Source organism: Aromatoleum toluvorans (assembly GCF_012910905.1).
GTDB lineage: Bacteria > Pseudomonadota > Gammaproteobacteria > Burkholderiales > Rhodocyclaceae > Aromatoleum > Aromatoleum toluvorans.
The window spans coordinates 1-11,804 of the sequence record NZ_WTVN01000045.1; the positions used below are offsets into that span (position 1 = coordinate 1).

Here is an 11,804-nt window from a genome sequence, read left to right on the forward strand (position 1 = left end):
CCGCCGCCCGGCGTGCGCTGAGCGGACGTCTGTCCTCGCCCCGAGTGTGATCGCTCGGCCCGCGTTCAATACTTCACGCCAGGCCGGAGCGCTGTTTCGCTATGCTGAAGCCATTCGATGCCGCTCGGCGTGCGTCCGGGCGGGCATCGCCGAACGGGGGGCCATTCCGCTGTCACCGCGCGGGTAGGCCCAACAGGTGCCGAGCGGCGACTTTCGCCCCGGAATCTGGCGATGCGGCCGTAGCGGAGGACCTTCATGGCAGATGAGTCGAACGTCCGTCCCGCTGCGCCGACCCGTTCCTGGCTCAGGCTGAAGAAATTCGCCAGCCGGCTGCAGGACTGGTTCGTGGTCCAGTCTACGCTGGTCAGGTGCGTCGTCGTGGCGGTCGCCGTGCTGATCCCCTTCACGGCCATCCATTCCGTGATGCTGGCGCAGAAGCGCGCCGTGCTGGCCGAGGAAGTCAAGGCGATGGCGGTCGGCGGCGGGCCGGACGCGGGGGTGTGGGCGTTCGACGAGAGCGTGCCGGTGGTGTTCGGCAGCGGCTCGGTGCTCGGCTTCCTCGACGCGAACCCGGTCGACCGCGTCACGGTGATCTACGAGCCGCTGATGTGGAACCTGTCGGAGCGCATCATCCTCGTGCAGTCGCAGGGACAGCAGCACGCCTACTACCCGAGCGACCTGGAAACGAAGATCTTCGCCGACAAGGCGGTGTCGGCGCCGTGGTCCGGCCGGCTCGCCTTCATTCCGCGGGCCGAACTCGGCGAGGGGGCGCTGAAGGTGTTCGAGCGTCTCGACCAGCGCTTCGCGACCGGGCGCCCGCGTTCGGCCGACGACGGCTGGCGCGCCGTGGTCAGCGGCGTGCTGTCGACCGCGCTGATGCTGGGGCTGCTCACCTTCCTGTTCATGCAGCTGCGGGGTCAGTTCAAATCGCTGAAGTTCATCGAGCCCGGGCAGGTGCGCGGCTCCATCGACGAACTCGTCGGCATGGACGACATCAAGGCCGAGGTTGCACAGATCAAGGACCAGTACGAGCGGCGTGCGCTGTACGCCGAATACGGCATCCGCAAGCCGTTCAACGTGATGTTCAGCGGCCCGGCCGGCACCGGCAAGACCAAGCTCGCGAGCTATCTCGCGAAGGAGCTGAACCTGCCGATCCTGTTCCACTCCGCCGCGAACCTGGAAACGGGTTACGTGGCCGGCGGTGCGAACACCCTCAACCGCATCGTGTCGATGGCAAAGCGGCGCAAGCGCTGCATCGTGTTCCTCGACGAAGCGCAGGATCTCTTCATGAAGCGCGGCGGACGGCGCAAGTTCGACGACGATACCGCCAATACCCTGCTTGCCGTGCTCGACGGCGTGCGCAGCAAGGACGAGGCGGAGATCATCTGGATCGTGGCGAGCAACTTCAACAGCCAGTCGATGGAGATGGACGAGGCGATGCTGCGCCGCTTCCAGATGAAGGTGGACTTCCGCCTGCCCAACCGCGAGGAGCGCCTCGCGATCGTCCGCCACTACCTCGCGCAGCGCGCCGACAAGGTGCTGCCCGGCCTCGACCTGAGCCACCTCGTCGGCGTCACCGAAGGGCGCAGCCCCGCGGACCTCGAGACCATCGTCAATCAGGCCGGTATCACTGCGGTGCAGGCGGGCGAGATGATCGGCGCGGATACGCTGATGCAGGCCGCCGAGCGCGTGCTGGTCGGCAACGTCAATTCCAACACCACCGACGAACGCGAGCGCGACCGGCGCATCATCGCCGTGCACGAGTGGGGCCACTTCCTGGTCGACCTGCAGCGCGAGCGCGAGCGCACGCGTGACGACTGGGACCGCATCCTCGCCGACATGAAGACGATCAAGATCTCGCTGAAGGCCATTCCGCGCAGCAACGCCCTGGGCTTCGTCTTTCACAAGCAGGGCGCCAACCTGCTGAAGACCAAGGGCGACATCGAGCACGACGTGCGCGTGCTGCTCGGCGGCATGGCCAACGAGGAACTCTTCTTCGGCGAGGACGGCACGACCAACGGCGCCCACAACGACATCACCCGCGTCACCCAGCTGCTGCATCACGCCGTCGGCGAAATGGGCATGTACCGCAAGACGCGCCTCAACTTCGGCGCGCTCACGAACGACGGCCAGCGGTCGAGCCGCGTCCTCGACGAGGAAACGCGCGGCATCATGGAGGCGCAGAGCGAGCGTCTGTATGGCGAGACCAAGGCGGTGCTGGCGGGGCTCAGGCCGCTCACGGAGCATCTGGTCGGCAGGCTGCTGGAGGCCGGCGAGATGAGTCTGGACGAGGCGCTGGCGGAGATCCGGCGCTTCGAGGCGTCGAGTGCGGCACCCCCGGACTCGCGGGCCGGTTCCGGCCTCGCGTTCAGGGTGTGAGCCCGAGCTCCCAGATTCCCGCCGGCGGGGTGTTGCGCCAGATCACCGAGGTGCGCTTCCAGCGCAGATGCCGCGGCGCCGCGAAGGGTGCGCGCGGCTGGTAGGTGAACTGCACGAGCTTGCGCTCGGGGTTGTGCGCGAGAAAGCGGCACAGGCTGTGCGCGGTTTCGGTCGCGACGGGTGCGGGGAGCGAGCGGAAGGGCAGGCTGGAGACGAGGACGATCCGGCCGGGGTGCTCCATCAGGGAATCGACGACCTGGCTGGCCGTGGCCTGGCGGATGTCGGCGCCGGGATAGCGATGGCGCAGGCGGCGCACGAGGGCGGCCTGCAGTTCGACCGCGATCAGGGGTACGTGAGGCAGTTTCTGCAGCAAGGCGTCGGTGACCGGTCCCGTGCCCGCGCCGAGTTCGACGACGAGATCGGCGCCCTCCGCGGCGCCTGCCATCGCGTTCGCGAGCGCGCGCGAGGACGGCAGCAGCGTACCGGTCGACGCCGGGTTTCGCAGCATGGCGACCAGCAGCTGCAGGTGCGCAGAAGAGGGCGTGGCAAGCCGAAACATGTCCGCCATATTAGTGAGCGACCGCTACCGGGGCGCGTGCGCTTACGTTTTGTGATGAAAACCCTCCGCGCCGCTCAGGCCGTCAGGGGGAGTCGTGGCGCTGTTTTCTTCTGCCTGAGAACGCCGGGCGACGTGGCAAGTTCCCCGCGGCGTCGCGGGCGTGCCGGGTGACGACGGGCGGGGGGCCGGGTCGGGCGGTGTGCGTCGTCTGCGCGATGACGCGGCGCTCCCGGAAACCTGTCCGGGTTCGCGCAAAGTGCCGGGACGGACCTCAGGTCGCGGTCTCGGGCTTTTTGGTATCGTCCGGGACGTCGAGGCCCCAGTCGCCGTACTCGTACCAGTCATCGCCGAGCAATTCGGCCGGGTGTTGCGTGCGGCCCGAGCCGTTGCCGCAGCCGAGCGAGTCCGCCGGGCAGTACTTGTCGCAGCCCCAGCAGATGCGTTCGGGGTGCTTGGGGTGGAGGGGGAATTTCTTGGCCATGTCGGGGAGCCCCGTGACCGCTTCGGGTGCGGATTCTGTAGATGTCCGACAACTTTACTCGGTTATGGCGGACGAACTTTGATGTCCGTCAAGATTGCTCCCGCGTCGCGACGGCTGCAGCGCAGCCGCGGGCGGCGTATAGTCGCGTCTCCGCGGATCGACCCTTCCGCTTTCCGCCTTGCCGATCCGCCTGCCGAACCCGCGCCACAGCCCGTCCGGAGTGTTGCGCCCGCACTGCCGAACCAAGATGTCACTGCCCCGCTTCGATCCCGCCGACTATCCTGTCCAGCTTGCCGAGAAGGTGGCCCGCTTTGCGGGCGATTTCGCGCCGCTGGGCGTCTCCGCCCCGGAGGTGTTCGCGTCCGAGCCGCTGCACTACCGCCTGCGGGCCGAATTCCGCATGTGGCACCACGGCGACGGCCTCGTCGATTACGCGATGTTCGCCGCGGACGACCCGAAGACGCCGGTGCTGCTCGAAGACTTCCCTGCGGCGGCGGCGCCGATCTGCGCACTGATGCCGCGCCTGCGCGATGCGCTGCGGGCGGACGACGTGCTGCGCAGGAAGATCTTCCAGGTCGAGTTCCTCGCGACGCTGAGCGGCGAACTGATGGTGAGCCTGGTTTATCACCGCGCCCTCGACGAGGCGTGGGCGGCGGCGGCGCGCGTGCTCGCGGAGCGGCTGGGCGTGCAGGTCATCGGCCGCAGCCGCAAGCAGAAGATCGTGCTCGATCGCGACTGGCTGCTGGAAGAGTTCGACGTGGACGGCCGGCGCCTGCGCTACCAGCAGATCGAAGGCAGCTTCACGCAGCCCAACGGCGGTGTGAACCGGCAGATGCTCGGCTGGGCGCGGCGCCAGGTGATGGGCGTCGGCGGCGACCTGCTCGAGCTCTATTGCGGCAACGGCAACTTCACGATGGCGCTGGCGCCGCTCTTCGAGCACGTGCTTGCGACCGAGGTCAGCAAGTCCTCGGTGCGCGCCGCGCACTACAACCTCGAGGCCAACGGCATCGACAACATCACGATGGTGCGCATGTCGAGCGACGAGATCAGCGACGCCTTCGCTGGCGGGCGCGAGTACCGCCGCATGAAGGACGTCGATCTCGCGAACTACCGCTTCTCCACGCTCTTCGTCGACCCGCCGCGCAGCGGCCTCGACGACGCCACGGTGAAGCTCGCGCGCGGCTTCGACCGCATCCTCTACATCTCGTGCAACCCGGTGACGCTGCGCGACAACGTCGCCGCCCTCGCCGACACGCACGACATCGCTGCCGCCGCGGTGTTCGACCAGTTCCCTTACACGCACCACCTCGAGGCCGGGCTGCTGCTGACGCGGCGTACCGCGGGCGGCTGAAGGTTCAGCGGCGGCGTCCCTGGGGGCGCGGCGTCGACGGCGGATCGGGGCGCTCGGCGTCCTCCAGCGGATAGGAGTCGGCGAAATACGCCGGCCCCTTCATGATCAGCACGATCACCGCGCCGATCGCCAGCACGGTGACGCTGCTGAAGGTCAGGCCGAGGATGCTGATGCCGATGATGTCCGCGGTCGTGATGCTGGCGGTCGGATCCGGCCCGAACCCGGCCCATGCCAGCAGGCGCGCGAGCGCCGGCGCCAGGCCGGCGATCAGCGTGCCGCCCACCAGCACGAAGGGAAGCCGTAAGAGCAGGTTGCGTTCGAACACCGTCGAGACGGCGGTTCTGTCGGGGATATGCGGGGAGTTCATGGCGACTCCTTTCGTTCTGGTGGGGATTGGACGTTGCGCGGGGCGGATGATTCCATGCGAAATCGCTTCAGGGTGCAGGCAGCAGGATCCGCCCCGGACCTGACCGCAAGCCGATTGTCGAGACGGATCGCCCGGTTTAACGTGCTCCCGTTTCTTGCGAACGGGGAATTGTCGCCTCGCACTCGCGCAGGCGCTTGCGCGCTGCGGCAATGGTCTTGTAGTTGTTCGGTTTGCCGAGACAATCGTCGCGTTGTGCGACGCGCAGCACGCCGGGCGCGGGGTCGAAGTGCAGGGCGACAGTGGTGACGAACTCGGGCGGTTCGTAACGGGCTTCGGCAGGTTCCGCGCTGTCGGAATATCCGAGGGTGATCAGCAGGACGTCGCGCGCAGCACCCGCAACAGCCATCGCCTTAACGCTCTGGCACCGGGGTTTGCCTTTCAACAGACGGCGGTCGCGGACGATGTTGAGCGGGACGACTTCGGCCAGACTCAAGGTACCGGCGTCGAACAGAAATAAATGACAGACCATGTGGCTATTCACGGCCCAGTCGCAGTTGCTGTCACAGTCTGGCAAAGGGTCAATATTCGAGGTGTATTGCGCTGCGGCGCTCAGGTACTTCTTTCCGGAAATCGTCCATGCGAAGATCGAATTGTCTATATCCTCCTTACCGTCAAATACCCAAATGTTGTCACTGAACATCCCCTTGGCGCGCGGGGCTGCGTAGCGCTTGATCGATAGTTCAATGGACGGGACTACCGGTTTGACATCCAAAGTCTTGTCCAAGGTAATTTCGGCTAGGGAGTGAGAGGCCGGCAGGCACGTCAGTGCTAGCGACAAGAGGGCTGTATAAAGGCGACGCACGGACGATTTGCTCCAATCAGGTGAATGCGGCGTAAGCGAGTTTCGCGTAGCTGCGTCGCTGCAGCACGGGGTTGTTGGCCGCGACCTTGTAACTGCCATTATTGTGATTGTCCATCTCACCCGGATTGACAATCCGGGTGACGGCATCGATGGCAGCGTCGGTGATACCTCCATCAGCCGCTCGCCAACACTTGTTATCCAGCCAGAACGACACCGCCGAACGGATGGCATAGGGCATGTGGCCGACCAAATCATTTTGTTGCTCGAAATCGACGCTTTCGTCCCAGATCTCCCGATGTCGAGCTGTAAAGTCTCGGTAGTTGCGTCGTCCAGTCAGCTGCTTCATGCCCCGGCCGCGGAAGCGCCAGCCATCGCCGGCTTCAGTGTTGCCTAGCTCTATACTCTTTCTTCCTGTCCCATACGCCTTATTCGCAATCGTCTCTTGGTCGGCGGGTTTCTTTTGCTTCGCGCCGTTGGGGAGTGTCGTGACACTGCGGCCGTCGGTTTGCGCGTCGCTCGGATTTCGCTTGTAGTAGCCGAAGGTGCCTTTGAGCCCCTCCGGGCTGTAGTTCAGGCTCTCCGCGGCGCCGGAGAGCGTCGGGCCGGCTTCGCGTTTGATCTGACCGAAGAAGTGCGCACGACGGAAGGGCGTGTCGAGCTTGTATTTTCCCAGGTCGGCATTGAGTTCGTCCGCCACGGCTTGCAGGTGTGAGTCGGTCGGCGCTCCGCCCTTATTCTTCGGGAAGATCGTGCGCAACTGTGCGACCGTGATCTGGTCTGGCACGGGCCGTTCGGCTGGGAACAGCGGGTTGCCTTGTTCATCACGCTCGGGTGCTTGGGGATGAATTCCCTGGTTGGCCGCGGGCGAGGGGCCAGGGAGCGGTGCGGGTCGAGGGGCCTCGGGGCGAGGTAGTGGCGCCTTGGGCTGTTCCGGTTTGTCCGTTTCTCCCAGCACCTTGAGGGTGTTCAGGCGCTTGCGCACCAACATGGGCTGACCCGGCAAGGGCACGACGGGGTCCAGTTCCTTGAAGTCCTTGCGCTGGCGCGACCAGACCCACACCCGGATCGGAGCAAGCGTTTTGGGCTGGAATTCGATGCAATAGTGGGCGTCGGAAGTGGTGCCCGTCAGTTCCCGACCATCGAAGCGGATTCTGTATTTCACGCCGTCGAGCGCATTCATGTAGCGGTTGACGAAACAGATCATGACTTTGCCCGGCGACAGGGGAGCGGCTTCACCGCTCGTGTCCGGGAAAATGGTGCTATCAGGCAGGAGGGACTGGACTCCCTTCGTCATCCTTTCGAGAAAATCTTCCCAGACGCTCACGCGAACTCTCCCGTGTCGTGGACGTGGTCCACGCTATCGATGAAATCCGTCCATTCGCCCTCCCCTGCGAACAGTTCAATCGATTCGGCGCTTGCGGTGCTGACGACGAAGCTGCGATTGAGCTCATCGAGCGTCCCCCGGGCGATCAGCTCCGGCGTTTCGCCCCGTGTCCATACTTCAAAGTCTGTACCCAGCAGTGAAGGGTCGTTGTGGATCAGGCTCCCGATGTCAAAAACGGCCGTGCAGGATGTGCCGACGCCTGATGCAAGTTCGCCCAGGCCCGATACCGGGAAACTCGGTAGCTTCACCGTCGTTGCCTTCGGCCCCGTCAGATTCTTCCTGCTCGCCTTGAGCGCAACCTTCCCCGGTGCATGCAGCTGGATGTCGCCCCCTTCGATCCTGAGATAGGCCCCCTGCGCGGTGGCGAGGAGGTGTTTTCGGGCGCTTGCCGACACGGTGGCGGTGGTGCTGGCGACGGTGACCTTCCGGTCGGCGGCGGCGGTGAGCTTGCCGCTCTGGCTTTGCACGCTGATCGCGCCGCTCGCGGCGTGCAGGTGGATGCCGGTTTCGGTGGTGGGTTTTGCACCGTTCGGGGCTTTGCCGGCGGTGAAGAGGGCGATGCCGTTGCGGGCCGCCATGCCGTGATTGCCCTGGCTGACGAGCTGGGCGTCGCCGGTCGCGGTGACGAGGTGCTGGCCGGTGGCGAGGATCTGGTCCTGCGGGGTGAGGAGGGCGATGCCGGCGGGGGCGTTGTACTGGATCCGCGGTGACGACCAGGCCGCGACCGTGCCGGTGCCGCCGGCGGTGCGGCGGATGCCGTCGCTCGGGGCGTCGCGGCCGGGTGCCGGGTGGCCGGTTGTGGCGGCGAGGGCGTCGCGGGCGCGGGCGAGGGAGGCGGCGGCGGGGAGGTGCTCGGCGGCGTTGTCGGACGGGAGTCCGGCGTGGTGCTGTTGCGCGATCCCGGCCAGCCCTTGCACGAGGTCGTGAGCGTGTTCGGTCCGGTCGATGGCTTCGCGGCTGTCGAGGTGGTGGCCGCTGGCGTCGGCTCGGGCGTCGGCGCTGACGAGGAGGCCGCTGCCGGCGCGCACGGCGATGGCCGCGTGGGTCGCGAGTTCGGCGCCGTGCCCGCGGCTGGCCTGTCGGGCGTTGCCGGTCTGCTGCTTGAGGTGGCCGAGCTGCAGCCGCGTGGCGTGCTGGGTGGTGGAGAGTTCGATCCGCCCTTCGCCCGGCGTGTCGTCGAAGACGAGCTGGTTGTGGCCGCCTTGCCCGCTGCGGCTCGCCGCGAGTTCCTGCGTCTTCAGGCCGGAGAGGCTGGCGCGGTGGCTGTGCGCGGGATCGGATTGGCCGGCGAACCAGGCCGGGGCGTTGGCGGTGGCGTGCTGGGTGCCGCCGGCGAGGCGGTTGCCGGCGGCATCCGCGTTGCCCTGGCCGTTGTAGACGCTGCCGATGACGACGGGGCGGTCGATGTTGCCGTGCTGGAAGGCGACCAGCACTTCCTGTCCCGGCCGCGGGACGAAGTGGCCGCCCCAGTCGGCGCCGGCCATCGGCGAGAGCACTCGCAGCCACACGCCGCGCGTGGCATCGGCCGGGGCGTTGTCGCTGCCGCCGGGGTGGGGCTGGCGGCTGGCGGAGCGGCTGCCGCGCTGCCAGTGGAATTGCACGCGGATGCGGTGGTCGCGGTCGGTGTGGGTGGGCGCCGGCTCGCCTCGGCCGGTGCAGTCGCCGACGACGATCGCGGTGGCGGGGCCGGTCGCGGTGGGGCGCGGGTGGATCGTGCGGCCGTGGCCGTCGTGCATCAGCGGGCGCCACGGCACGCCGGCGGGGACGCACTGGAGGCGGTTGCGGTAGAAGTCGACTTGTCCGGCGTCCTCGCCGGAGTCGGCGGCCGCGGGCCGCAGCGTCGCGAGGTTGTTGCGGGCGCGATGGGTGACGGCGGTGATCAGGAAGCGGCGCCGGTCGGTGCCCGCGTGGCGGGAATGGTCGAGGAGTTCGAAGGTGGTGCCCGGTGCGGCGCCGCGTGCGCTGCCTTCGCCGGCGAACTGCTGCGTGCGCGCGTCGATGGCCTCGCGCTGGCGGCGGATCATGCGTTCGCCGTCCGCCGCGGTCTGCCAGGCGTAGGGGCCGGGGTCGTCGGTGGCGACGGTGTCGACGGCGGCTCCGGCAGGCGTGGCGCTGTCGGCGGCCTGGGGGCGCGTCGCGCGGCTGCGGTAATCCCAGCTGGCGGCGCGCGTGCGGGTTGTGTCGAGGCGGGCGATCGCGGACCACCGGTCTAGGCTGTCTTCGGCGAGCGTCGCGCCGGCCTGGGTGAAGCGGAGGCGCGCGTGCGGGTTGTCGCGGAAGGCGGTGTTGTCGTCGGCGATCACCAGCGTGTGCGCTCCGAGCGCCGCGCCCGCGTCGGCCTCGTGCTCGAACCAGCAGAACAGACCTTCTTCGGCGAGCAGGCGCCTGAAGAAGGCGAGGTCGCTTTCGCGGTATTGCGTGGTCACGCCGCGCCGCGGGTAGACGGCCGGGTCGGCGAGCTGCCAGCGCCACGCGGGCACGAGGCGGCCCTGTCCGCGCCAGTCGGTGAGCAGTTCGTCGATGATGTCGACGACGCTCATGTCCTGGAAGAGATAGCTGTCCTGCGTGTGGCCGAGGAAGCTCAGCCAGGGCTCGATCGTCAGCCGGTAGCGCGCGAAGCCGCCGTCGGCGCCGAGGCGGGCGGTGTGGGTGATGTGGCCGTGGAAGGGGCGGCGTTCGGTGCGCGAGGCGGCGGTCAGGAGATCGACGCGCGCCGGCTGGCCGAGGAGCGTGGCGAGCGGCAGGTGCGCGTCGGCGCTCAGCGCGGTGAGCTCGATGCGGAAGCCGGCATGGTCGGCGAGCGGGCCGAGCGCCTCGTCGATGTCGGCTGTTTCGGCGAGCAGCATGTCGGGCCCGAGCGGCGTCGTCAGGGTGAGCAGGCGCGCGGTCTGGCGCCATCCGGCGCCGCCGGCGATGAGGTCGGGAATGCTGGGCATGTGGGATCCGGTACGCACACCGCCGCTAAAAAAGCAGGCGGCCGTGCCGTCTCGGCGTTGGTTGCCGAAGAAGTCTTATAGCATATCCGAAAAACATAATCGACGGGCCCGAGGAGCCGGCCGCCGGGCTACCACGTGCCCTTCGACAAGCTCAGGGCGAACGGTGTCACTCCTGCTGCTTTGTCTCGCTTGCCTCGTCCCGCCTGCGCCGGATCGCACTGAGCCGGCAACACGGGGTCGAAGGCTCAGGGCGATGGCCCGCGGCGGGCCGGGCGGGCAGCTGCGCCGCGAATAATGTTGCTTACATTCTCCGGGCGCGTGTGCACAATGGCGCTACGTGGGGCTTGGTGCGGAGGAGGGCGATGCGACTGCACGGGTTTCTGACTGCGGCACTCGGTCTTTTCGGGTGGGCCGTCATTGCGTCCGGTGCGGGGGCGGCCGACGAGCGCGCGCTCAATGTGTACAACTGGAACGACTACATCGCGCGCGACACGATCCCCGCCTTCGAGAAGGCCACCGGCATTTCGGTGAAGTACGACCTGTACGACAGCAATGCGACGTTGCAGGGCAAGCTGCTGACCGGGTCGAGCGGCTACGACGTCGTGTATCCGAGCGTCGAGTATGCGGGCCGGCAGATCCAGGCGGGCATCTTCCAGCCGCTGGACAAGGCGCGCCTGCCCAATTATTCCAACCTCGATCCGCTCATCCTGAAGGCGGTCGGGCGCGCGGACCCCGGCAACCGCTTCGTCGTGCCCTACATGTGGTACACGACGGGCGTCGCGATCAACGTCGACAAGGTCGGGAAGGCGCTCGGCGGCAAGCTGCCCGACAATGCGTGGGACCTGCTGTTCGATCCGGCCGTGACGGCGCGCCTGAAGGGCTGTGGCATCGCGCTGATGGACGAGGCGAGCGACGTGATCCCGGCGGCGATGATCTACATCGGCGCCGACACGTCGAAGATGGCGCCAGCCGACATCCGCGCCGCGGTCGCGCGCATCCGTCCGGTACGGCGCGACATCCGCGTGTTCAATTCGTCGCCGATCGACCTGATGGCCAAGGGCAGCCTGTGCGTCGCGATGATGTTCTCGGGCGACGCGCTGATCGCGGCGCGGCGCGCCAACGAGTCGCACACGGGCGCGAACGTCCGCTACCTGATCCCGCAGGCGGGGGCGATGATGTCGGTGGATGTGATGGCGATCCCGCGCGATGCGCCGCATGTCGCCAATGCGCACGCGTGGATCAACACGATGCTGGATCCGCGGGTCGTGGCGCAGATTTCCAACGAGACCTATTACCTCAGCGCGAACAAGGCGGCGCTGCCGCTCACGGGGGCCGAGATCACCGGCAATCCGGCGATCAACGTGCCCGAGGCGCTGAAGCGGCGCCTGCAGGCGAAGCCGGTGCTGACGAAGGACGCCCAGCGCGAGCTCACGCAGGCGTTCAACCGCTTCAAGACCGCCCGGTAACGGGACGACCGGAGGCCGG

9 protein-coding genes are annotated in these 11,804 nt (G+C 67.5%); 3 read left to right on the forward strand and 6 right to left on the reverse strand.

Annotated elements, in window-relative coordinates:
• The first annotated feature begins 255 nt into the window (after positions 1-255).
• On the forward strand, positions 256-2,379 hold the full coding sequence (locus GPA22_RS20050) for an AAA family ATPase (protein WP_169257839.1): 2,124 nt from the start codon (positions 256-258) through the stop codon (positions 2,377-2,379).
• Here the strand turns inward: GPA22_RS20050 and GPA22_RS20055 are convergent.
• Together GPA22_RS20055 and GPA22_RS20060 are read right to left on the reverse strand one after the other, a co-directional pair.
• Entirely contained in the window at positions 2,369-2,938 is a 570-nt protein-coding gene (locus tag GPA22_RS20055) for a class I SAM-dependent methyltransferase (RefSeq protein WP_169257862.1), read from the reverse strand. The genes GPA22_RS20050 and GPA22_RS20055 overlap by 11 nt on opposite strands.
• Before the next feature lie 271 nt (positions 2,939-3,209).
• Complete coding sequence (locus GPA22_RS20060; RefSeq protein WP_169257840.1) at positions 3,210-3,419, reverse strand: DUF3079 domain-containing protein; 210 nt, start codon at positions 3,417-3,419, stop codon at positions 3,210-3,212.
• A gap of 247 nt (positions 3,420-3,666) precedes the next feature.
• On the opposite strand from GPA22_RS20060, the gene trmA reads away from it, so the two are divergent.
• Complete coding sequence (gene trmA / locus GPA22_RS20065; RefSeq protein ID WP_169257841.1) at positions 3,667-4,770, forward strand: tRNA (uridine(54)-C5)-methyltransferase TrmA; 1,104 nt, start codon at positions 3,667-3,669, stop codon at positions 4,768-4,770.
• Positions 4,771-4,774: 4 nt separating this feature from the next.
• On the opposite strand, the gene GPA22_RS20070 is transcribed toward trmA, so the two are convergent.
• The 4 genes from GPA22_RS20070 to GPA22_RS20085 form a co-directional block, all read right to left on the reverse strand.
• The gene (locus tag GPA22_RS20070; protein WP_169257842.1) at positions 4,775-5,137 is read right to left on the reverse strand and encodes a hypothetical protein; all 363 of its coding nucleotides are present in this window, start codon (positions 5,135-5,137) and stop codon (positions 4,775-4,777) included.
• A 136-nt stretch (positions 5,138-5,273) separates the two neighbouring features.
• The gene (locus tag GPA22_RS20075; protein WP_169257843.1) at positions 5,274-5,921 is read right to left on the reverse strand and encodes a hypothetical protein; all 648 of its coding nucleotides are present in this window, start codon (positions 5,919-5,921) and stop codon (positions 5,274-5,276) included.
• Positions 5,922-6,015: 94 nt separating this feature from the next.
• The gene (locus tag GPA22_RS20080; RefSeq protein WP_169257844.1) at positions 6,016-7,323 is read right to left on the reverse strand and encodes a glycoside hydrolase family 19 protein; all 1,308 of its coding nucleotides are present in this window, start codon (positions 7,321-7,323) and stop codon (positions 6,016-6,018) included.
• Positions 7,320-10,319: a type VI secretion system Vgr family protein gene (locus GPA22_RS20085; protein WP_169257845.1), complete on the reverse strand. Its 3,000-nt coding sequence runs from the start codon at positions 10,317-10,319 to the stop codon at positions 7,320-7,322. Before GPA22_RS20085 ends, GPA22_RS20080 begins: the two co-directional genes overlap by 4 nt.
• Before the next feature lie 362 nt (positions 10,320-10,681).
• Between GPA22_RS20085 and GPA22_RS20090 the strand changes: the two genes are divergently transcribed.
• Positions 10,682-11,785 carry a polyamine ABC transporter substrate-binding protein gene (locus GPA22_RS20090; protein WP_169257846.1) on the forward strand — a complete coding sequence of 368 codons (1,104 nt, stop codon included), beginning with the start codon at positions 10,682-10,684 and terminating at the stop codon, positions 11,783-11,785.
• Positions 11,786-11,804 lie beyond the last annotated feature (19 nt).